Raw genomic sequence first — 21,095 nt, forward strand, 5'->3', positions numbered from 1 at the left:
CGTGCGGGTAACAATTCGACGATTTTGGTTAACACTGCAAATCGTTTTTTAGCGGCCGTAGCGCGTTGTGATGTCGCGGGTCAGGCGCGTCCCCTCCGTCATGTAGCGATCGACCGCCGCGAGCGCCGCCGGCGTGCAGGTGCGATAGACGGAGGCGAAGCTGGCGAAGCCGTGGTTGAACTGCGAGACGAGGCGCGCCTTGCGCTCCGGCGTCGGCGCCTCCGCCGCCAGGAGCTGGTCCATCTGGTCGCGCCAGACGTCGGGCTCCTCCGCGCCGCAGAGCGGCCGGAGATAGTGCAGCGCGCCGAGGATTTCGGCGAGACGCTGCAGTTGCGGCTCGTAGGCGGGATCGCCGCCGGCGTTCTGGGCCGAGGCGGGCAGGGGGGCGGCGGCCAGCGCCAGCCCGAGCCAGGCCGCGACCCGCATCGCCTTCATTCCCCGCCGGATCGCTCCGCCGATGCTGTTTGTCACCCGTTTCATATCCTTCTCGCCGCGCGGGCGGATCATCGTTCGGCTTGCGCCTCGCCGCAAGCGCGACGCTCAGCGGGCGGACAGCAGGATGATCCGCTTCAGGTCCGGCGTGGTTTCCAGCGCGTCGAGCTGGTGCAGCGTGAACCAGGCCGCGTCGGCGGCGTCGGAGGCGGGGTTCGGCGTCCCCTCGGCGGTCGCCGTGAAGACGACGATGACATAGTGGCCGCGCACGGTTCCGTCGTCGGCGCGGTCGATGGCGTCCAGAGCCTCGACGAGGCGCGGGGTGCCGAGGATCAGGCCAGTCTCTTCCGCGAGTTCGCGGGCGGCGGCGGCGTGCAGGGGCTCACCCCATTCGACGCGGCCGCCGGGCAGCGACCACGCGCCGCGCCAGGGAGCCTGGCCCCGCTGGACGAGCAGCACCTTGCCGTCGCGCCAGACGGCGACGCTGACACCGAGCACGGGCCTCGACGGCGACGCGGCCGGCAGATCAGGCGATGCGGGCGAGGGGGACATCGGATTCTTCCTCGGTCCGGGACGCGGCAATAGCATCGCGCGCCTCGGCGATGACGGGGCGCAGTTCCTTGCCGGCGACCGAGGCGATCGGCCAGAGCAGCTCGAGCTTGCCGGCCCGCACCGCCTCGCGCACGGCATCCTGGGCCGCGGCGGCTTGCCGGTCGAGGCGCGTCGTCAGATCGTCCAGCCGGCGGCGGGCGCGGTGGTCCGCCGGCCCGGCGAGCACCGGACGTCGCGATACGGGGCGCCAGGCGAGGACGCCATCGACGAGGTCGAGCCGATGCGGCAAAGTCTCAAGAAGCAGCGCCAAATCTTCGGCGTGATTCAGATATTTGCTTTCCGGCTGCGCCGGCTCGAACTGCATGCGTCGTCTCCCTGGATGCGATGGCGGGTGGGCCATCGCAGAAGCGCAGCGAAATAGATGATAGGGTGCTGATCGTTAGCGGCGCTTCCTTACGAAGTCTTTACCAAATGGCCGCGACGGCGCGTGCTGGAGCAATTGGATGTGTGGACGCTACGCCCTGGCGGTGCCGAAGGAGGATGTCGAGGCCGAATTCTCGATGATCCGGATCGAGTGGTTTCCACCGCGCTACAACATCGCGCCGACGCAGCCGATCCTGATCGTTCGCGCCGAGCGGGGCGAGCGCCGGCCCGCGCTGGTGCGGTGGGGCCTCATTCCGTCCTGGACGAAGGACCTGTCGGCGCTGCCGCTTCTCTTCAATGCGCGCTCGGAATCGGCGGCCGAGAAGCCTGCTTTCCGGGGGCCGTTCCGCCATCGCCGCTGCCTGATCCCAGCCACCGGCTTCTATGAATGGCGCAAGGGGCCGGACGGCAGGAAGCAGCCCTTCTACCTGCAGCCGGCGCGCGGCGGGGTCATCGCCTTCGCCGGCCTCTGGGACGAGTGGGCCGACGACAAGGGCAATATCATCGACACGGCGACGATCCTGACGACCGCCGCCAACAGCGAAGTCGCGCCGATCCACGAGCGCATGCCGGTGGTGGTCGGGCGCGAGCAGTACGATCTCTGGCTGGGGCTGGATGAAGGGCGAGGCGAGGGCGCCGGGCGGGTTCTGCTGCCGCCGCCGGACGGCACGTTCGAAGCGATCCCGATCGGCAGCGCGGTCAACAGCTTTCGCAATGACAACCCGTCGATCCAGGCGCGCGCCGTCGTCGAGACGGCCGTCGAGAGGGCGAAGGTGCCCAAGCTGCCGCCGACCGACGACGACCAGCTGAAGCTGTTTTGATCCGGCGCATCCCCTTGCGCGACGCATTCCCCTTCGCAGGTGACGCGAAGGGCGCCGTCGTCTAGATGTGCCGGCCCCGCCCGCCATCCGACTTCCTTTCTCCGGAATTTTCTTCCCATGACCGAATTCCTGCAGCCTGCCGTCGAGGGCTTCTTCCTCGGCGCGAGCCTGATCGTCGCGATCGGGGCGCAGAATGCCTTCGTCCTCCGGCAGGGGCTGGCGCGAAGCCATGTCTTTCCGATCGCCACCTTCTGCTTCCTGGCCGATGCGATGCTGATCGCGGCCGGCGTCGGCGGATTGGGCGCGCTGGTGCAGGGCGCGCCGCGCGTGCTCTTCGTGGTGACGCTCGCCGGCGCCGCCTTTCTCTTCGTCTATGGCGCTATGGCGCTGCGCCGGGCGTTCCATGCCGAGGCGCTTTCCGCCTCGGGCGCGGCCGAGATGCGGCTCGGCCCGGCGCTGGCGACGGTCGCCGCGCTCACCTTCCTCAATCCGCATGTCTATCTGGATACGGTCGTGCTGCTCGGCTCACTGTCCGGGCGCCATGCGGGCACAGCGCGCCTCGCCTTCGGGGCGGGCGCGATGGTCGCGTCCTGCGTCTGGTTCTATGCGCTCGGCTATGGGGCCCGGCTGCTGGCGCCGGTCTTCGCCAGGCCGGTCGCCTGGCGGATCCTGGATGTCGCGATCGGCGTCGTGATGTTCTCGATCGCCGCCTCGCTGGTCGTCAGCCGGTCCTAGGACCGGCCAACGGCTCGGCCGCCTCGCGGCGAGCCGGCCATGACAGTTTGTATCGAGGCCCGGGGGCGCCTCGTATGCGGGGCGCAGGCGGAGTCGTCTCCGCCGTCACCCATGATGTATTGGATGGCCGGGCAGTCGCTTCGAGCGAACGCGCGGGTCAGTCCCGCTCGTTCGGGGGCAGGGCGGCCTGCATCTGGCGCTGCTGCTGCTCGAGCTTCTTTTTCTGCAGGATCGCCGCGACGAGCTCGGGGTTGCCAAGTTCGCCATATTTGGCCTGCAGATCCTGTTCCTGCTCACGTTGAGCCTTGGAACGGAAGGTCGGGTGCTTCTCTTGGGTCATGATAGTCTCGAAATCCTGAGCATTTCCGCCGAAAGCCGTACCGATCTTACGCCTGCTGGCCTCCGGGGATGCGCATATGAAATTCAAGTATGGCGGATTCGTGGTTTACCAACCCGTTAACATGCGGATGTCATTGTCAATTTTCATGTCGGGTTGTTGCAGGCGAGGAACACCTAGGAATGCGCGTGAGCTGCGGTAGACTTGTCGCGTCCAGCCCGTCACAGCGTGGCTGCGGAGAATTGGCATGACTGCGCGTCCGTTCGAGCGGGAGGCCGGCACCGCCAATTGGGCGTTGCGTCTCGCCCTCTTGCCCATCCCGCTCTTGATCGTCGCGGCCGTGATGCACCGGCTCGGCCAGATCGAGACCCTGCCGCTCTTCATCGTCATCGCGATCGCCTGGGGCGTGGCCTTGCTGGCGCTGGTCTTCGGCGTTCTCGCCATGCGCGATATCTGGCGCGACGGGCTGAACGGGTTCGGTCCGGCGCTGGCCGGGTCGCTGCTGGCGCTCGTCATCCTCGCCATGCCCGCCTTCGTCGTGGCCGAGATGATCCGCCTGCCGCGTCTCTCCGACATCTCGACGGATCGCGAAGACCCGCCCGGCTTCAGCGCGCCGGGCGCCGTCGCCCGGCCGCCGGCTGACGCCGCCGAAGGCGAAGCGCAGACGAAGGCCTATCCCGACATCGTCGCCCGCCACTATCCGGTGTCGCCGGAGCGCGTCTATGCCGAGGTGACGAAACTGGTCGGCGGCCGTGGCTGGGAGGTCGTCGCCGCCACACCGCCGGACTCCGAGAATGCCGATGCCGGCGTCGAGGCGGTGGCGAAGACCCTGCTGCTGGCGCTGCCCGTCGACGTCTCCATCCGCCTCGTCGCCGATGATGACGGAACGCTGGTCGACATGCGCTCGGCCTCGCGCATCGGCGCGCATGATCTCGGCGACAATGCCCGCCGTATCCGCGATTTCTTCGCCGATCTCGACAATTCCCTGCAGGGCGTGACGGAGGCGGAGGAGCCCGCCGAGCCCGACACGGACCTGCCGCCGCTGCCGCTGGCGCCGCCGAGGCGCTGAGCGACCGCCTCAGGCGGCGGGTTCGAATACGCCGGCGAGCGTCACGCCTTCGGGGGCGAGAAGCCTGTCGCGTTCGACCAGGTCCTCGAGATGGGCGAGCACCGAGAGCGCCGCGGCGCCATGCAGCGCCGACGGCGTATCCCGGTAGATGGCGGCGACGATCTCGGCGATGGTCCGGTCTCCGCGCGAAATGCGTTCGACGATCGCCGCCTCGCGCATCCGTCGGTGCGCCTTCAGCGCGCGGACGAAGCCGGGAGCGTCCTCGACCGGGCCGCCATGGCCGGGCAGGTAGATCGTCTCGGGCCGTTCGCCCAGCCGGTCCAGCGAGGCCATGTAGTCCGTCATCGCGCCGTCCGGCGGGGCGACGATGGTGGTCGCCCATTTCATCACATGGTCGCCGGAAAACAGCAGCGGGCTGTCTTCGAGCGCGAAGGCGAGGTGGTTGGCGGCATGGCCGGGCGTGGCGATCGCCGTCAGCGCCCAGCTGTCGCCCTCGATCCGCTCGCCGTCGACGAGCCGCCGGTCGGGCATGAAGTCCGTGTCGCTGCTGGCGTCGAGCCTGTGCGCCTCGCCTGTCGTCATCGGGCGCGCCAGGCGGTGCGGGCCTTCGCCGAGCAGGATCGCGCCGGTCCGCGCCTTCAACAGCGCCGCGCCCGGCGAATGATCGCGATGGGTGTGGGTGACGAGGATGTGGCTGATCCGCTCGCCCCGCGTAGCCTCGAGCAGCGCCTCGATATGGGCTGGGTCGTCGGGTCCCGGGTCGAGGACCGCGACGGTGCCGCGGCCGATGATGTAGCTGTTGGTGCCGTGAAAGGTGAACGGGCCGCCGTTCGGCGCCGTCAGTCGTCGGACGCTGTCGCCGATCGGGACGGCCTGGCCATGGGCGGGATCGAAATCCCGCTCGAATGTGATGGAGCTCATGCCCCTGAGCTAGCGGGATCGTCGCGGCGGTTCAAGCCGTGCGCGATCAAAGCCTCGTGGCCAAACGAAAACGCCCCGGCACGGGCCGGGGCGTTTCGGAGCGCGCCGCGTCTGAAGGCGGGGCGCGGCGGCGTCTCCAGCTTTTAGGCCGGCTGCAGCACCTTGCCGGCAACCTTGGCGGCGATCGCAGCGACGTGGGCGCCCTGGTAGCGGGCGGCGTCGAGCTCGATCTCCGAGGGCTGGCGGCTGCCGTCGCCGTCGGTGATCGTCGAGGCGCCGTAGGGCGAGCCGCCCTTCACCTGCTCGACGCCGGTCTGACCCTGGAACGCGTAGGGCAGGCCGACATAGGCGAGGCCGTGATGCAGGAAGGTCGGGATGAAGCCGAGGATGGTCGATTCCTGGCCACCATGCTGGGTCGCCGACGAGGTGAAGAACGAGCCGACCTTGCCGACCAGCTTGCCCTGGGCCCACAGGCCGCCGGTCTGGTCCCAGAAATTGCGCATCTGCGAGGCGACCGTGCCGAAGCGCGTGCCGGCGCCGACGATGATCGCGTCATAATGTTCCAGATCGGCGGGCGTCGCGATCGGGGCGGTCTGGTCGAGCTTGAAGTAGGAGGCCTTGGCGACTTCTTCCGGCACCAGCTCGGGCACGCGCTTGATGTCGACATGTGCGCCGGTCGAACGGGCGCCTTCCGCTACGGCTTCCGCCATCTTCTCGATGTGGCCATAGGCCGAATAGTAGAGAACGAGAACCTTGGTCATCACAACCCTCCTTCATTTGCACTGCAGCTTATGTCGGCTGCCTGAACGTCAATGGATAGCCATGGCCTGGTGAACAGTCTGTCTATGCACCGATAGGAGCGCGCGGGCGGGGGCTCCGCTCTTGCGGTGAAGGTTCGTTGGCCTATGCTCCGTCGCCATTGAAAGTCCGAGCCATCCGAGGAGGGGAAATGCTCACGAAGGATTACGTCGTCTACGACGACCGGTTCCGCCGTCTTGCCATGGGCAATGTGCATGTCGAGAAGCTGGCCGAGGGCTGCCGCTGGTCGGAAGGCCCCGCCTATTTCCCGGCCGGCAAGTATCTGATCTGGTCGGATATCCCGAACGACCGGCTGATGCGCTACGACGAGACGGACGGCTCGGTCTCCGTCTTCGCCAGCCCCTGCAACAACCAGAACGGCCACACCGTCGATCTCGAAGGCCGCCTCGTCGCCTGCGAGCATCGCGGCCGCGCCGTCACCCGCATCGAGCATGACGGCTCGCGCAAGGTCCTCGCCGACAGCTTCGAGGGCAAGAAGCTGAACTCGCCCAACGACGTCGTCGTCAAGTCGGACGGCTCGATCTGGTTCACCGATCCGAGCTACGGCATCGACGGCGAATATGAGGGCGACAAGGCCGAGAGCGAGATCGGCGCCTGCAACGTCTATCGCATCGATCCCGTCACCGGCGCCGTCACCGCCGTCGTCACCGACATGGTGCGCCCGAACGGTCTCGCCTTCTCGCCGGATGAGTCGATCCTCTACGTCGCCGACACCGGCCTCAGCCACCAGGCGGATTGCTCGCCCGACATCCGCGCCTATCCGGTCGCGGCCGACGGCAAGTCGGTCGGCGCCGGCCGCCATTTCGCGACCTGCGATTTCGGCCTGTTCGACGGCTTCCGCGTCGACATCCACGGCAACATCTGGAGCTCGGCCGGCGACGGCGTGAACTGCTATGCGGCGGACGGAACGCTGCTGGGCAAGATCAAGATCCCGGAAGTGGTGGCGAATGTCGAATTCGGCGCCCGCAAGCGCAACCGCCTCTACATCTGCGGCACGACGAGCCTCTACGCGGTGTATCTGAACACCCAGGGCGCGAAGCGGCCGGCGGCGAAGTAGGTTTTACCTGAGTTGAGAATGGATCTCGGGCGTATGTCCGGGATCCACTGCCTCTTCGATTTGGGTTCCCGAAAACCCGGCTGCATGGATCCCTGCTTTCGCAGGGATGACGGCCGCGCGTGAGGCTAGAACGCGATCTGCTCGTACAGATCGAGCCAGTTCGGATTGGTGCGTTCGATCAGCTCGATCTTCCAGTCGCGTTTCCAGAGCTTCATCTGCTTTTCGCGTTGTATGGCCTGTTCCATCGTGTCGTGAAGCTCGTAGTAGACCAGTCGCGTAACGCCAAAGCGCTTTGTAAATCCTTCGACGAGATGCTCCCGGTGCTGCCAGATGCGCTGCTGCAGGTTGCTGGTCACTCCAATGTAGAGCGTGCCGTTGTAGGAACTGGCGAGTATGTAGACACAGGGCGTCATGGCCCTGAAGATTACAGAAACAACCTCGGTCGTCATCCCTGCGAAAGCAGGGATCCATTCAGCCGATGTCTTGGGAGGCTAGACTGCTGCGATCCGATGCTCGGGGCCAGTCGCGCACCAACAGCCCAACCTCAATGCGTCTCGTGCAAACACGAGGCGTGGTCGCCCAGGACTTCGATGACGCGGCATTCGGCGACGCGGCCGTGGGCGCCTTCGTCGACCATGCGCTGGACCTCCGAGCGCAGCGCCGTCAGGCGTGCGATCTTCTCGTCGATCTCCTTCAGATGGCTGCGCGCGATGACATCGACCTCGGCGCAGGAGCGGTCCGGCTGGTCGGACAGGGTCAGCAGCTGGCGGATCGCCTCGACTTCGAAGCCGAGCTCGCGCGCATGGCGGATGAAGCGGAGGCGCTGGACGGCGGCGGCGTCATAGCTGCGGCGATTGCTGTCGGTGCGCGCCGGCGAGGGCAGCAACCCGACTTCCTCATAGTAGCGGATGGTGGGAACCTTGATGCCGGTCTCGCGGGAAACCGTGCCGATCGGAACCGTGCGGCTCATCGAGCTCAGCCTTTCGGAAAATAACCTCTTGATCCTCTAGTCGCTAGAGAATGTAGGGTCCTCCTCGAAGCACACAAGAGCCTTTCGCCACGAGGCCGAATCCGAGAGCTGATCATGGGATTTCAGGACCGCTACCGCATTACCGGCATGGATTGCGCCTCCTGCGCGCAGAAGATCGATACGGCGGTTCGCCGAATCGACGGCGTCGAGGACGTCTCGGTCTCGGTGTCCGCCGGCACGATGACGGTGCATCGCGGCGAGGTCGATCCCGCCGATCCCATCCAGAAGGTCGTCGCGAAGCTCGGCTACGGCATCGCGCCGATCGCGGCCCGCCCGGCACCGGCCGCGCAAGCACCTGCGCAGCATGACCATGCTCACGATGCATGCTGCGGCGGCCACGACCATGATCATGGCACCCATGATCACGGCGCCCATGAACACGGCCACGGCCATGATCACGACGCCCACGATCATGGCCACAGCCACAGCCATGTTCCGGCTGTGCCGGCCGCCGCTGTCGCCGCCGCGCCGCCGCTCGATCTGCACGGCCATGACGTCGGCGAGGATGACGGCGCCTGGTGGCAGTCGAAGAAGGCGAAGCTGACGCTCGCTGCCGGCGCCGCGATCGTCGCCGCCTTCGTGGTCTCGCATCTCTTTCCCGCGATCGAGCCGATCGCCTATGCCGTCGCGATGCTGATCGGCCTGGTGCCGATCGCCCGACGCGCCTTCATGGCGGCGCGCTTCGGCACGCCGTTCTCGATCGAGACGCTGATGACCATCGCCGCCGTCGGCGCGGTGATCATCGGGGCCGGCGAGGAAGCGGCCATGGTCGTCTTCCTGTTCCTGATCGGCGAGCTGCTCGAAGGGGTCGCCGCCCGGCGGGCGCGTTCCAGCATCCGCGATCTCGCGACGCTGCTGCCGGAGACGGCCCGCGTCGAGGAGGCCGGCGGCACGCGCGAGGTGCCCGCCGCCGAGCTCAGGCTCGGCGCGATCATCCAGGTCCGCCCCGGCGACCGCATTGCCGCCGACGGCGTGATCCTCGAGGGCGAGAGCGCCATCGACGAGGCCCCCGTCACCGGCGAGAGCGTGCCGAAGCGCAAGGGCGTCGGTGACACGGTCTTCGCCGGCACGATCAACGCCGACGGCGTCATCCGCGTCGAGGTGACGGCGGTCGCCTCCGACAACACGATCGCCCGCATCGTCCGCCTGGTCGAGGAGGCGCAGGAAGCTAAGGCTCCGACCGAGCGCTTCATCGACCGGTTCGCGCGCTGGTACACGCCGGCCGTGCTCGTTGTCGGCGCGCTGGTGGCGATCGTGCCGCCGCTCGCCTTCGGCGGCGACTGGAGCGAGTGGATCTACAAGGGCCTCGCCATCCTGCTGATCGGCTGCCCCTGTGCGCTGGTGATCTCGACGCCGGCGGCGATCGCGGCCGGCCTGGCCGCCGGCGCGCGCCAGGGGCTGTTGATGAAGGGCGGCGCGGTTCTGGAGACGCTGGCGAGCATCAACCGCGTCGCCTTCGACAAGACGGGGACGCTGACGCTCGGCCGTCCGGTGGTGAGCGACGTCATAGGCTACGGCCGCTCCGAGGCCGAGGTGATCGCGCTCGCCGCCTCGCTCGAGGCCGGTTCCAACCATCCGCTCGCCCGCGCCATTCTCGGCAAGGCGACGGACATGGCGGCGCCGGCGATCGTGGCGCAAGAAATCGCCGCCGTCGCCGGCAAGGGCATGACCGGCAAGGTCGGTACGGATGCACTGCTGCTCGGCTCGGCCGCGGCCGCCGCCGAGGCGACGACGCTGACGGCGGAGCAGGAGGCGGCGATCGCCGCGTTCGGCAGCGAGGGCAAGAGCGTCTCCGTCCTCCTCGTCAATGGCGGGATCGTCGGCGTCATCGCCATGCGCGACGGCCCGCGCGCCGATGCCGGCGAGGGCCTCGTGGCCTTGAAGGCGCTCGACGTCGCGCCGATCATGCTGACCGGCGACAATGCGCGGGCGGCGAAGGCGGTCGGCGGCGATCTCGGCATCGAGGTGCGCGCCGAACTGTTGCCACAGGACAAGCAGCGCATCATCCGCGAGCTGCAGGCCGGCGGCGCCAAGGTGGCCAAGGTCGGCGACGGCATCAACGACGCGCCGGCGCTCGCCGCCGCGGATGTCGGCATCGCCATGGGCGGCGGCACCGACGTCGCGCTGGAGACCGCCGACGCGGCGATCCTCAACAACCATGTCGGCGACGTCGCACGGCTGATCCGGCTGGCGCGGCGGACGATGGCGAACATCCGCCAGAACATCGCCATCGCGCTCGGTCTCAAGGCCGTCTTCCTGGTGACGACCATCGTCGGTATCACCGGCCTCTGGCCCGCCATCCTCGCCGACACCGGCGCCACGGTGCTGGTGACGATCAACGCGCTGACGCTCTTGGTGGTGAAGAAGGAAGGGTAGGGCTCGGGGCGTCTCCGAGGCCCTTGGGCCGGCTCCCTATGGGCCACTGCTCGTGTCGACACACTGTCGTCATCCCCGCGAAGGCGGGGATCCATGCGGCCCGGTTTTGGGGAGTGCGACTCCCGACCGCTCGGCTGAATGGATCCCGGGTCAAGCCCGGGATGACGGAGAGTTTTTCATTTTCAATGAGATAGCTATTGCACCGCCGCGCTGGCCGTCGCGTCGGACACCGCCGTCAGCGCCGCCGCCGCGTCGACCAGTCCCGCGCCGAAAACGTCGTCGCGGCCGGGTTTACCGAGGTCGCGGGCCGTCTCCGTCAGGATGGCGCGGACCCCGTCGGGCGAGAGTTTTGGCGCCCGCTCCAGCAGCAGCGCGGCGACGCCGGTCACCTGCGCCGCCGCGAAGGACGTGCCGGAAAGCTGCGTGTAGTCGCCCTTCGGTGCGGTGGTCAGGATGTCGACGCCGGGCGCTGCCAGCGCGATGTAGCCGCCGCGATTGGCCGCCTCGTAGACCTTGTCGGCCGGATCGGTCGCGGTCACGGCGATGACGGCGGGATAGGCCGCCGGATAGGCGGCGGGCGCCTTCGGGCCGCCATTGCCGGCGGCGGCGACGAGCACGATCCCCTTCGAATGCGCCGCCTCGATACCGGCCGAGAGCATGGCGTCGTCGGGGCCGGCGAAGCTCAGATTGACGATGCGCGCGCCGGCGCTCGCCGCCTTGTCGAGGCTCTTCAGGATATCGAGCGTCGAGCCCCGGGCGAGGCTGCCCACGGGGCCTGAAAAGCTGTCGAAGGCCAGAATCCGGACCTTCGGCGCGGCGCTGACGAGGCGGCTATGCGCGGCGATGACGCCGGCGATCGCCGTGCCGTGCGGGGCGACGGTGCGCGCGGGACTGGCGGGATCGAGCGTGCCAGCGAGTTCGGGATGGCCGCCGTCTATGCCGGAATCGATCACCGCGACGAGGATCGAATTGCCCTCCGCCGACGCATGCGCCTCGGCGAGGCGCAGTTTCGCCGGGGCGTATTGCACGCTGGCGAGGTCGCTCCCGGCTTCGCCCTGGAGCGCAAAGAGTTGGTTCAACTCGCTGGAAACGATGGAGTTCTCGGAACGGAGCGCCCGCAGCGTTCGCTGTGTGCTGGCGCCCTTCGCGACGCGGGCGCGGATGATCGTCGTGCCGGTCAGGCCGATGTCGACGGTTTCGAGCCGCGTCAGCCGATGACGCTTCAGGATCGTCTCGGTCGCCTCCGGCGAGAGGGTCGAGAACAGCACCTCGCCGTCGACATAGGAGCCGGCCACGGCTCGGCCGTTCGCGGGCTGGACGGGCTTTGCCGTCTTCTTCGTGGAAGCGGCTTTGGCGGCCTTGGCCGGTTTCGCCGGTCGGCTCGCCTGGGTCCTTGGGCGCGTCTTCCGGGGTGCGGGACGCTCGTAGTCGGCCGGCGGCGCCACTTCGCGATCGCCAAATCCGCCCGCGTTTCCAACGCCATAGACGATCGCCGGGGCGGCCCAGATCACCGGCGCGCCGCGATCCGGACGCTCGGGCCGGGGCTGCCTCTGCCGCCGGCGCCAGTCCTCGTCGTTCCCCTGGTCCATGCCGGTGGACTGCGCGACGACGATGCGCTCCTCGGCTCGCGCGGTGGGCATGGGAGCCGCCGCCAGCACGGCGAAGGCGAGGGCGATCTGTCCGATATGGCGCGTCGACATGGCGTCGCTCCCGGCGAGAAGCCGTTGGAATTGAACATCAAACCCAGTGTGAACCGGTCGTCAGGGGGCCGCTATGACCAGCTTCACCACGCCCCTGGCGTTGGCGAGCGTCTCCTGCACGATCCGGCGTTCTTCCGGGCTCAGGCTTTCCTCGCCGATCCGGAGCCGGAACAGTCCGCCGGCGCGGGGGCCGTCGACGATAGTGGCGTTGAGCGAGGTGATCAGCCTCTCGATGTCCTCGGCCTTCGCGGCCGGCTCGAAGGCGACGAGCAGGTACGCGCCTGAGGGGTTAACAGCCCGTTCGCCGGAGGCGGTCTGGTAACTCCCCGTTACCCCCCGGGGCGCGATGGCGTTGCCGACGAGGCCGCCGACGACGAGCAGCACCAGCGCAGCCGCGGCAGCGCCCATTCCGAGCTGCGGACCCGTCAGCGCGGCGAGCCATTCGCCGACCGGACCGAAGACGCGCTCGCTCCAGCTCGGCTGTCGGGCGGGGGCCGATTTCCCGATCTCGGCGAACAGCCGGTCGGCCATCCGCGACGAGGGCAGGGGCATCGCCTCGGCGCCGGCGATCGTCGCCGCGCGCTCTTCCTCGATGCGGTCGAGCTGGGCGCGGAGCAGCGGGTCGGATGCCAGCGCCGCCTCGACCGCGCGGGTCTCCTCGGCGGAAAGGGTGCCGGCCGCGTACCAGGGCAGCAGCGCCTCGATCCCACCGGGTTCGTCCATCTCGTCGCGGGTCATGGCCAACCTCTATCCAGTCCGGCTTCCCGGCAGAGTTCCGACAGCCGCTTGCGGGCGTGGAACACGCGGGTCTTCACCGTGTTCTCCGATATGCCGACGATGCGGCTGACATCCTCGATCGACTGCTCCTGGTAGTAGACCAGGTCGATCGCCTCGCGGTGCTCCGGCGACAGCCGGTCGATGCAGGCGCGCAGCACGCCGGCCTTGTCCGACTTCTGCAGCGTCACTTCGGGCGTATCGTCGAGATCCTCGATCGTCTCGGCGAATTCCTCGTCGAGCGGCGCCTCGGTGCGGCGGCGGAGCGCCGAATAGGCCTTGAAGCGGGCGATCGACAGCAGCCAGGTGGTGACGCTCGAACGCCCCTCGAAGCGGGCCGCCTGGCGCCAGACATCGAGAAAGACCTCGGTGACGACATCCTCCGCGACGTCCTCGCGCCGCACCAGCCGCAGCACATAGCGATGGACGCGGAGATGCTGGGCGGCGAAGAGCGACCGCATCGCGGCCTGGTCGCCCCCGGCGATCCGTGCGAGCAGCTGATCGTCCCTGGTGTCCAGCATGGGAGGCCCCGTCCTTCCCGCATCCTGACGAAGAGCGTGGCGGCTCCGGGGCCGGCGGTCAACTCCGCTCCGCGCGGGCCGGGCGGCCTGCGGAACCCTGTCCGCCGCCGCCCGCTTGCTGGGCCATCTGCCATTCCGGATCAATCGCAGACGACGACCCGCTTCCAGACCCGGCCGACGCCGGGGACATAGACCTTCTGGCGGACCCGGTAGCAATCCTGCGAAGCGCCGGCATAGACCGGGATGCCGATATAGATGCCGCCGTTCCAGCCACCCCAGCCGCGGCCGCCCCAGCCACCGTGACCGCCATGGCCACCATGTCCACCGTGACCGCCGCCATAGCCACCGCCGTGTCCGCCGCTGAAGCCGCCGGGGCCGCCGAAGCCCGGGCCGGCCTGGGCACTGCTCGCGGTGACGAGCGAGGCGGTGGCGATGGTGGCGATCGCCAGCGCGGCGACGGTGGCGGTGGTGCGGATCGTGTTGAGAATGGTCATCTTGGATCTCCCTCTGGATCTCCGGGAGCCGCCCTTTGCGGTCCCGATGACCATTGGTCGTCGCGACGCCGGAAAAGGTTCATGGCAACAGACGATTTTTTGAAGATTCTCGAATCCGGCCGAAGGAGGGGATTTCCGACCCTCGAAACGCCGCGCGGGACTTGACCCCGGCGCCTACATCTTCCGTGATCGGAAATTCATGTTCCGCGCGGATTCGGTCCTCGCGCGGCCTGCCGAGACCGCTGACCGAGCTACGACAGGTTTTTTCCCGATGGCATCTTCCGACTTGGCGGCGACCAGCGTTCCCGGCGCGCCCGAACAGCTCTCGACCCGCATCGCCTTCTTCATCGCCGGCTTCGGCATGGCGGCCTGGGCGCCGCTGGTGCCCTTCGCCAAGGCGCGGGCCGGGCTGGATGATGGCGCGCTCGGCCTGCTGCTGCTCTGCCTCGGCGCCGGATCGATCGTCTCGATGCCGCTTTCCGGTGCGCTCGCGGCGCGCTTCGGCTGCCGGCGGATCATCATCGCCGGCGTGCTGATGCTCGCGCTCGCTCTGCCGTTGCTCGCGACCCTGTCGAGCTTCGCCGCGCTGGTGCCGGCGCTGCTCCTCTTCGGCGCCGGCGTCGGGCTGGTCGATTGCGTCGTCAACATCCAGGCGGTGATCGTCGAGCGCGCCAGCGGGCGCACCATGATGTCGGGCTTCCATGGCCTGTTCAGCGTCGGCGGCATCGTCGGCGCCGGCGGCGTCAGCCTGGCGCTGGCGATGGGGGCGTCGCCCTTCGTCGCCGCGCTGCTCGTCGTAGCCCTCGTGCTCGTCGCGATCGTCGCTGCCGCGCCGAACCTGCTTCGCTATGGCAGCAGCGCCGGCGGCCCCGCCTTCGCCGTGCCGCATGGCGTCGTGCTGTTTATCGGCGTGCTGTGCTTCATCGTCTTCCTGACGGAGGGCGCCGTGCTCGACTGGAGCGCCGTCTTCCTGACCCAGGTGCGCAACATCGACCCGACCCATGCCGGGCTCGGCTACACGGCCTTCGCCATTACCATGACGATCGGCCGGCTGACCGGCGACTGGATCGTGCGCCGCGCCGGCCAGCGCAACGTCCTCGTCTTCGGCGGGCTCTGCGCCGCCACCGGCCTGGTGCTGGCGACGCTGGTTCCGGTCTGGGAAGCGGGATTGCTCGGCTATGCGCTGGTCGGCGCCGGCTGTTCCAATGTCGTGCCGGTGCTCTATAGCGCCGTCGGCCGCCAGAACACGATGCCCGAGCACATCGCCATCCCCGCCGTCACCACGCTCGGCTATGCCGGCATCCTGGCCGGCCCGGCGGCGATCGGCTTCGTCGCCCATGCGTCGAGCCTGTCGGCCTCGTTCCTGATCATCGCGGCGCTTTTGGTCGGCGTCGCCGTCAGCAGCCGCTGGCTGCGCCTCTGAGGAAGAGGGCTCGGGAAAGCCCTATTGGAAAGTGTTCATGCCGACGGCTCGCGCGCTCTCGTTTGCGCGTGTCGCTCTGGCCAGGACGCAGGGTTCAAACCCCCAGGAGATCCGGATCGACCGACAGGATCTCGGCGATGGCGGCGCGTTCTTCCGGCAGCAGGTCGCTGCCGCGCTCGGCCAGCATGATGATGATCAGGTCGACACCGGAGCGGTCGCTCAGTTCGCTGCAGGTGAACCCGCGCCATTGCCGGAGCGCGGTCAGGGTCGACGTGCCGTCGCCGATCGTGGTCATCACGCCTTCCGGCAGATATCCGAATGAAGCCCGGCTGACTTCCGCAGATTGCATGGTCATTGTCGCATTCCTCCCGCACCCCCAACGCGCCAGCCCGCGTTTGGATGCAGGGCAATATGACCTTCCCCAACGGCACGCGCGACCGCGCCGGAGTTGATCTGCCAACACAAGCGCGTGAGAGGATCGCGAGCGAACTCAGCCCATCCAGCTCAGCGTGATCGCCGCGAGTACCAGATAGCGGCCGACCTTGGCGATGGTGACGAGGACGAGAAACATCGGCAGCGGCTCGCGCAGGACGCCGGCGACGACGGTGAGCGGATCGCCGATGACGGGCGCCCAGCTCAAAAGCAGCGACCATTTTCCGTAGCGCCGATACCAGTTTTCCGCCTGCGCCAGCCGCTCGGGACTGACGGGAAACCAGCGCCGGTCGCGATAGCGCGCGACGCCGCGGCCGAGGAACCAGTTGATCAGCGAGCCGAGAACATTGCCGAAGCTCGCCACGGCGAGCAGCATCCACGGCGAATAATCGGCGAGCAGCAACCCGACCAGCACGGCCTCCGACTGCATCGGCAGGATGGTCGCGGCGGCGAGTGCGGCCAGGAACAGCCCGGTATAGGCGGCAAGCCCGGTCATCGGGTGGCGCGGCCCGGGCGGGCGGGTCGGGCAGGTCGTCGGCAGGGCAAACGGGCAGGCTCTCGGCTGGAAGGTGGTTCGTGATTGGGACCCTGCATAGGGGGCTGCCGGGGTGGTGGCAACCGGGAGGGTGGTTGGCTCTTTCTCCAACTACCGACCAACCGGCTCCGCCATCATCCTGAGGTGCTTCGCGCGAGCGAAGCCTCGAAGGAGGCTCCAGTATGCCCACAACGTCCGGAAGTCAGGCGAAATCCGCCCGGTGATCCAATCTGGCGGCGTTTCCTGGACCCTCCTTCGAGGCCCGGCTGCGCCGGGCACCTCAGGATGATGGCGGAATTTCGGGATTGCCGTCAGGGCGAAGAATCGGCCGCGATGGAGCCGTCGCGGAGCCGTTGTCGTCCGGCCCTGGGCCTCGGCATCCGGCTGCACCTCGTCCTTCGTCGTCTCCGGCCGCATCCCCACCCTCCACCGTCATCCCTGCGAAAGCAGGGATCCATGCATCCGCCGGGCTCCCCGATATCACGGCTGAATGGATCCCGGATCTCCGCTTCGCTGCGTCCGGGATGACGGCGAGGGTGGGGATGTGCGGTGCTTCGACGACGTTGCCGCCGCCTCTCCAGGAAGGCGCTCTCGCATCCCCACCCTCCACCGTCATCCCTGCGAAAGCAGGGATCCATCCATCCGCCGGACTCCCGATTTCCCGGCTGAATGGATCCCGGATCTCCGCTCCGCTGCGTCCGGGATGACGGCGAGGGTACACTCAACGCGAGTTGACGCGCGCCGCCGGGTTTAGCGGCGGGAGCGGCGGGGCCGCGCGCTCCGGTGGTGTCGTGAGGGCAGCGCGGCGGTAGCGGCGGAGCTTTGACAGGAGCTCGTGCGCCATCGCCCTCGACCAGGCGGACCGCCTGGCGGATTCGTCGGCGAACAGCGCCGCCTCGAGCACGCTTGCATCGGGCGGTGGCGGCCAGGTGGCCGGCAGGCGGGCGCGCCAGGTCGTGAGCGCCGCGTAGATCGCCGCCGCGTCGCCGCTGCCGCAGGCGCGGGTGAGCGCTTTGAATGCCGCCGGTTCGGACACGGCCCATTCGGCGCGGCGGCGGGCGGCGTGGGCGCGCCCTTTTCGCCAGAGCGTCGCCAGCGCCAGCACGGCGAGGATCGCGATTGCCGCGAGCGTCGCCCAGACCGCCGGGCGGACCGGTTTCGCGGCGGCCGGCGCGCCCGGCGTGGCGGCCGGCGCCGGGCCCGGCCGGACCGTGACCGTCGCGGCGGCGCCGGCGGCGTTTTCAACTTCCTTGTCGGCGAGGTTCCACCAGGGCTGCGTCACGGCCGGCAGCGCGAACGAACCGGCCTTCTCGAACACATAGGTCGCCTTGTCGACGCGCTTGCCGGCGATCGTGCCGCGCTCGCTCTGGTCCTGGCTCAGGGGCGCGTCGACATAGACGCGGACGCCGTCCGGCGCCGGGAAGGCGAGGTCGCGCATAGCGAGCGCCGGGATGTCGGTCGCGGTGCGCGTGATCGTGCGGACAAGCGCGTCGCCGGCATGGAAGGCGCCGGTCGGATCGGGCTTCCAGCTCTGTTCGAGCGTCAGCTTCTCCGTCGCGATCACCAGCGAATTGGCGTCGATGCCCTTTGGCGCGACGATCGTCGCCTCGGCCGGCGGGCCGGCGATTGTGCCGGTGACCCCGCCGGCGCGGTCGAGCAGGGTGATGGTGGCGGGCGGGATCTTCAGCGGGCCGCTCCGGCGCGGGAACACGGCGAACTCGAAGCGCTGGCCGACGACGTCGGCGCCGTCGACCGTGTCGCGGAGCGTCGTCGCCTGCGTCTCGAAGCGCATCACCTGCGCGCCCGGCATGTCGGGAATGGCGACGCGGGGCGGATGCGGCATGTCGCCGGGAAAGAGCACGTCGACATAGAGCGCGATGTGCTGGCCGATAACGGCGCCTTCCTTCGGATCGAGGGTCGCGCGGACGATCGGCGCGGCGGCGGGGGCCGTCGTCGCGGATGTCGCGGCGGGCGGCGTCTCCTGCGCGAGGGCGGGGGCAGCGGCGAGAAGCAGGGCGATGGCGAGGAGGGCGCGTCTCATGGTTGCGCTCCAGCCGCTGGCGGCGGCGCTGGCTGGGCGTCCGTCTGCTGCTGCTGCGGCGCCGCCTGCAGCTGATAGGCGAAGCGGGCGCGTAGGAAATCGGCCGGCTTGGTCTGCACCCGCTTCAGCCAGAGCGCGCGCACCTGCTCGTCGCTCATCGGCTTGTCGTCGACCTCGGTGTCCTGGCCTTCCGGGTTCTTGGCGTCCTTGTCGTAGACGATCTCGTCAGCACCTTCCTCCTGGTCGCCGAGATCGCCGCCTGGCGCCTTCATCTTGTCGGCGCGGATCTGCGCCAGCTTGCGATTCGCCGTCGCGTCGTCCCAGCCGGGCTTCAATTCCAGCGCGCGGTCATAGCGGCCGACCGCCGCCTCGTACTGGCCGAGCATGACCAGCGCGTTGCCCTGGTCATAGGCGCTTTCGGCGCTGTCGCGGCGGCTGAAGGCCTCGGCCGCCGCCTTGAAGTCGCCGGCCCGCATCAGAGCCGCGCCGCGCCAGACGGGGTCGCGAAATCTTTCCGCCGCCTCGGCATAACGGCCCCGCTCGAAGAGGTAGCGGCCGCGCTGGTCGGGCGAGGCCCAGAGGTCGCTCCAGCCGAGCTTCACAGCGCCGAGTGCCAGCGCCGCGAGGGTGGCGCCGAGGACAACAAGCGCCTTTCGGCCGATCCGGGGCGGCGACGTCGTCATGCCAGCACCCAGCCGCGTCGGAACCAGAGGAGCGCGATGAGCGCGATCAGCGGCATCAGCCAGTAGCCGGCTTCCTCCCAGCGCTCGCCCTCGCCCTGGCCGAGGGTGGGCGCGGCGCCGGCGGCGAGGCGGCGGGTCATCGTCTCGATGTCAGAATCGTCGACGCTGGTCGGGATCAGCGTCGCGCCGAGCGCCTTCGCCGCGTCGGCGAGGCCGGCATCGGCGGCGACGTCAGCCGGCGTCAGGCCGAGGATGGTCACCGGCACAGCGGGTTTTGTCAGCGTCGCGGCTTCATCGGGCGTGGCCGTATCGGCGAGCACCAGGATCGAGCCGCCGAGCTTCCCGTCCGAAAGCACCGCGGCGGCGAGCCCAATGGCGTCTCCGAGCGCGTCGCCCTCGCGCGGCATGATCTCGGGCGACAGGGCTTTCGCCATGGTCAGCACGACGTCGCCATCGACGGTCGGCGGCAGCACCAGATGGGCGGAGCCGGCATAGGCGACGAGGCCGGTCGGCGCGCCGGCGCGGCTCTTCAAGAGGTCGTCGAGCTTCTGGCGGGCGCGGTCGAGCCGCGTCGGGGCGAGGTCGGTCGTCAGCATGGACGGCGTCACCTTGAGGAGGATCATCGCCGGGCGCGCGGCGGCGGCAAACGGCGAGGGCACCTCGCGCCAGGTCGGGCCGGCGAGCGCGATCGTCCCGAGGATCCAGCCAAAAAGCGCGACGTCGCCGGGGCGGATGCGGCGGCGCGGCTCGCCGCCGGTGACGAGATGCTTCAGGAGCTCGGGATCGATCACCTTCTGCCAGCGGTTGGTGCTGTCGGCCGAGCGCCGCTCCGCCCACCAGAGCAGGAAGGCCGGCAGGAGCAGCAGCAGCCACCAGGGCCGAATGAAATGGAAGGCGGCGAGGAACGTGCTCATGCCGCCTCCACCTTGGCTTCTCCCGCCGGGCGGCGATGCGGCCAGCGCACCAGCAGCAGCGCCTGGCCGAGCATGGAGACGATCACCAGCGCGCCGAGCGGGATCCAGTAGAGCTCGGTCTTCGGGCGGAAGGTGACGGTGTCGACCTTGCGCGTCTCGATCTGGTCGAGCTTGTCGTAGATGGTCGCGAGCTGCTCGCGGTCCATGGCGCGGTAATAGCCGCCGCCCGTCGTGGTCGCGACGTCCTGCAGCGCCGCCTCGTCGAGCTTGTCCTCGCCGGCCGCGGCGGGGTCACCGACCGCGACGGTGTGGATGACGATGCCGTTGTCCTTGGCGATCCGCGCCGCCTGATCCGGCGGGATCTGGCTCGCCGTGTCGTTGCCGTCGGTCAGTGCGATCATCGTCTTGGCCGGCACGGTCGACTTGGCGAACATGTTGATGCCGAGGCCGATGGCGTCGCCGAAGGCGGTGCGCGGCCCGGCCATGCCGACCTGCATCTCGTTCACCAGCCGCTCGGACAAGGCCAGATCGGTGGTGAAGGGCGCCAGCGTGAACGGCGCGTCGCCGAACACGACGATGCCGACCCGGTCGCCCTCGCGCCGCTTCAGGAAGTCGGTCAGCACGCCCTTGACGGCGGTCAGCCGGTTGACGGTGGCGCCGCTCGCATCGGTGAAATCCTTGGTGTCCATCGAGCCGGAGAGATCGACGAGCAGCAGCAGATCGCGCGCCGGCTTGTCGAAATGCAGCGGCGGCTCGATCCATTGCGGCCGCATCAGCGCCAGGACGGCGAGGAGCCAGCAGAGCGCGAGCAGCAGGCTGCGGACGAGGCCGCGATGGCCGACGACGGCGCCGCCCTCCGGCCTGGCGCCGGTCAGCGTCACCAGCCGGGCGAAGAACGGCACGCGCAGCGCGGGCCGCCGCTCGCGATGGCGCGGCAGTAGGAAATAGACGACGAGCGGCAGCGGCAGCAGTAGAGCGAGCCAAGGGTAGGCGAAGCTCGGCATGG

General features: G+C 69.0%; 24 protein-coding genes. 6 read left to right on the forward strand and 18 right to left on the reverse strand.

Annotation, left to right across the window (positions count from 1 at the left end):
- Positions 1-48: 48 nt before the first annotated feature.
- The 3 genes from AC6HZP_RS08750 to AC6HZP_RS08760 all read right to left on the reverse strand — a co-directional run bounded on the left by AC6HZP_RS08750 (position 49) and on the right by AC6HZP_RS08760 (position 1,348).
- Positions 49-471 carry a TIGR02301 family protein gene (locus AC6HZP_RS08750; RefSeq protein ID WP_497526242.1) on the reverse strand — a complete coding sequence of 141 codons (423 nt, stop codon included), beginning with the start codon at positions 469-471 and terminating at the stop codon, positions 49-51.
- A gap of 69 nt (positions 472-540) precedes the next feature.
- A complete protein-coding gene (locus AC6HZP_RS08755) occupies positions 541-984 on the reverse strand; it encodes an NUDIX hydrolase (protein ID WP_497526243.1) in 444 nt (147 codons plus the stop codon).
- Complete coding sequence (locus AC6HZP_RS08760; RefSeq protein ID WP_201403182.1) at positions 959-1,348, reverse strand: hypothetical protein; 390 nt, start codon at positions 1,346-1,348, stop codon at positions 959-961. The genes AC6HZP_RS08755 and AC6HZP_RS08760 overlap by 26 nt, the downstream gene beginning before the upstream one ends.
- 139 nt (positions 1,349-1,487) lie before the next feature.
- Here AC6HZP_RS08760 and AC6HZP_RS08765 point away from each other — a divergent pair, with 139 nt between their 5' ends.
- Positions 1,488-2,228: an SOS response-associated peptidase gene (locus AC6HZP_RS08765; RefSeq protein WP_497526244.1), complete on the forward strand. Its 741-nt coding sequence runs from the start codon at positions 1,488-1,490 to the stop codon at positions 2,226-2,228.
- A gap of 117 nt (positions 2,229-2,345) precedes the next feature.
- Positions 2,346-2,963 carry a LysE/ArgO family amino acid transporter gene (locus AC6HZP_RS08770; protein ID WP_201403184.1) on the forward strand — a complete coding sequence of 206 codons (618 nt, stop codon included), beginning with the start codon at positions 2,346-2,348 and terminating at the stop codon, positions 2,961-2,963.
- Positions 2,964-3,120: 157 nt separating this feature from the next.
- Here the strand turns inward: AC6HZP_RS08770 and AC6HZP_RS08775 are convergent, their stop codons facing one another.
- Complete coding sequence (locus AC6HZP_RS08775; protein ID WP_201403185.1) at positions 3,121-3,303, reverse strand: hypothetical protein; 183 nt, start codon at positions 3,301-3,303, stop codon at positions 3,121-3,123.
- Between the two features lie 244 nt (positions 3,304-3,547).
- On the opposite strand from AC6HZP_RS08775, the gene AC6HZP_RS08780 reads away from it, so the two are divergent.
- On the forward strand, positions 3,548-4,369 hold the full coding sequence (locus AC6HZP_RS08780) for a DUF1499 domain-containing protein (RefSeq protein WP_497526245.1): 822 nt from the start codon (positions 3,548-3,550) through the stop codon (positions 4,367-4,369).
- A 9-nt stretch (positions 4,370-4,378) separates the two neighbouring features.
- Here the strand turns inward: AC6HZP_RS08780 and AC6HZP_RS08785 are convergent, their stop codons facing one another.
- Both AC6HZP_RS08785 and wrbA read right to left on the reverse strand, forming a co-directional pair.
- On the reverse strand, positions 4,379-5,290 hold the full coding sequence (locus AC6HZP_RS08785; RefSeq protein ID WP_497526246.1) for an MBL fold metallo-hydrolase: 912 nt from the start codon (positions 5,288-5,290) through the stop codon (positions 4,379-4,381).
- 143 nt (positions 5,291-5,433) lie between these two features.
- Positions 5,434-6,051, reverse strand: a complete 618-nt coding sequence (wrbA, locus tag AC6HZP_RS08790) for an NAD(P)H:quinone oxidoreductase type IV (protein ID WP_497526247.1) — start codon at positions 6,049-6,051, stop codon at positions 5,434-5,436.
- A gap of 188 nt (positions 6,052-6,239) precedes the next feature.
- Here wrbA and AC6HZP_RS08795 point away from each other — a divergent pair, with 188 nt between their 5' ends.
- Positions 6,240-7,166, forward strand: coding sequence for an SMP-30/gluconolactonase/LRE family protein (locus tag AC6HZP_RS08795; protein ID WP_497526248.1), 927 nt, complete (start codon positions 6,240-6,242; stop codon positions 7,164-7,166).
- A 125-nt stretch (positions 7,167-7,291) separates the two neighbouring features.
- Here the strand turns inward: AC6HZP_RS08795 and AC6HZP_RS08800 are convergent, their stop codons facing one another.
- Together AC6HZP_RS08800 and AC6HZP_RS08805 are read right to left on the reverse strand one after the other, a co-directional pair.
- The gene (locus tag AC6HZP_RS08800) at positions 7,292-7,579 is read right to left on the reverse strand and encodes a GIY-YIG nuclease family protein (RefSeq protein ID WP_497526249.1); all 288 of its coding nucleotides are present in this window, start codon (positions 7,577-7,579) and stop codon (positions 7,292-7,294) included.
- A 131-nt stretch (positions 7,580-7,710) separates the two neighbouring features.
- Entirely contained in the window at positions 7,711-8,136 is a 426-nt protein-coding gene (locus AC6HZP_RS08805; protein ID WP_201403190.1) for a MerR family transcriptional regulator, read from the reverse strand.
- A gap of 114 nt (positions 8,137-8,250) precedes the next feature.
- Here AC6HZP_RS08805 and AC6HZP_RS08810 point away from each other — a divergent pair, with 114 nt between their 5' ends.
- Positions 8,251-10,572, forward strand: a complete 2,322-nt coding sequence (locus tag AC6HZP_RS08810; RefSeq protein WP_497526250.1) for a heavy metal translocating P-type ATPase — start codon at positions 8,251-8,253, stop codon at positions 10,570-10,572.
- A 194-nt stretch (positions 10,573-10,766) separates the two neighbouring features.
- On the opposite strand, the gene AC6HZP_RS08815 is transcribed toward AC6HZP_RS08810, so the two are convergent.
- From AC6HZP_RS08815 to AC6HZP_RS08830, 4 genes are all read right to left on the reverse strand, one after another.
- A complete protein-coding gene (locus AC6HZP_RS08815; protein ID WP_497526251.1) occupies positions 10,767-12,272 on the reverse strand; it encodes a S8 family serine peptidase in 1,506 nt (501 codons plus the stop codon).
- 60 nt (positions 12,273-12,332) lie between these two features.
- Positions 12,333-13,010: an anti-sigma factor family protein gene (locus tag AC6HZP_RS08820; protein WP_497526252.1), complete on the reverse strand. Its 678-nt coding sequence runs from the start codon at positions 13,008-13,010 to the stop codon at positions 12,333-12,335.
- On the reverse strand, positions 13,007-13,567 hold the full coding sequence (locus AC6HZP_RS08825; protein ID WP_497526253.1) for a sigma-70 family RNA polymerase sigma factor: 561 nt from the start codon (positions 13,565-13,567) through the stop codon (positions 13,007-13,009). Before AC6HZP_RS08825 ends, AC6HZP_RS08820 begins: the two co-directional genes overlap by 4 nt.
- 140 nt (positions 13,568-13,707) lie before the next feature.
- Entirely contained in the window at positions 13,708-14,061 is a 354-nt protein-coding gene (locus AC6HZP_RS08830) for a hypothetical protein (RefSeq protein WP_497526254.1), read from the reverse strand.
- 271 nt (positions 14,062-14,332) lie between these two features.
- Between AC6HZP_RS08830 and AC6HZP_RS08835 the strand changes: the two genes are divergently transcribed.
- Positions 14,333-15,484 (forward strand): MFS transporter, encoded by a 1,152-nt coding sequence (locus tag AC6HZP_RS08835; RefSeq protein WP_497526255.1) that lies wholly within the window; start codon positions 14,333-14,335, stop codon positions 15,482-15,484.
- A 94-nt stretch (positions 15,485-15,578) separates the two neighbouring features.
- Here AC6HZP_RS08835 and AC6HZP_RS08840 read toward each other — a convergent pair whose 3' ends face one another.
- From AC6HZP_RS08840 to AC6HZP_RS08865, 6 genes are all read right to left on the reverse strand, one after another.
- Entirely contained in the window at positions 15,579-15,839 is a 261-nt protein-coding gene (locus AC6HZP_RS08840) for a hypothetical protein (RefSeq protein WP_201403198.1), read from the reverse strand.
- Between the two features lie 135 nt (positions 15,840-15,974).
- Complete coding sequence (locus AC6HZP_RS08845; RefSeq protein WP_497526256.1) at positions 15,975-16,412, reverse strand: YqaA family protein; 438 nt, start codon at positions 16,410-16,412, stop codon at positions 15,975-15,977.
- A gap of 760 nt (positions 16,413-17,172) precedes the next feature.
- Positions 17,173-18,492, reverse strand: coding sequence for a hypothetical protein (locus AC6HZP_RS08850; protein ID WP_497526257.1), 1,320 nt, complete (start codon positions 18,490-18,492; stop codon positions 17,173-17,175).
- Complete coding sequence (locus AC6HZP_RS08855) at positions 18,489-19,175, reverse strand: tetratricopeptide repeat protein (RefSeq protein ID WP_497526258.1); 687 nt, start codon at positions 19,173-19,175, stop codon at positions 18,489-18,491. The genes AC6HZP_RS08850 and AC6HZP_RS08855 overlap by 4 nt, the downstream gene beginning before the upstream one ends.
- Positions 19,172-20,089, reverse strand: a complete 918-nt coding sequence (locus tag AC6HZP_RS08860) for a VWA domain-containing protein (protein WP_497526259.1) — start codon at positions 20,087-20,089, stop codon at positions 19,172-19,174. Before AC6HZP_RS08860 ends, AC6HZP_RS08855 begins: the two co-directional genes overlap by 4 nt.
- Positions 20,086-21,093, reverse strand: coding sequence for a VWA domain-containing protein (locus AC6HZP_RS08865; RefSeq protein ID WP_497526260.1), 1,008 nt, complete (start codon positions 21,091-21,093; stop codon positions 20,086-20,088). The genes AC6HZP_RS08860 and AC6HZP_RS08865 overlap by 4 nt, the downstream gene beginning before the upstream one ends.
- Positions 21,094-21,095 lie beyond the last annotated feature (2 nt).

This window comes from Kaistia sp. SLG-1 (assembly GCF_059699055.1).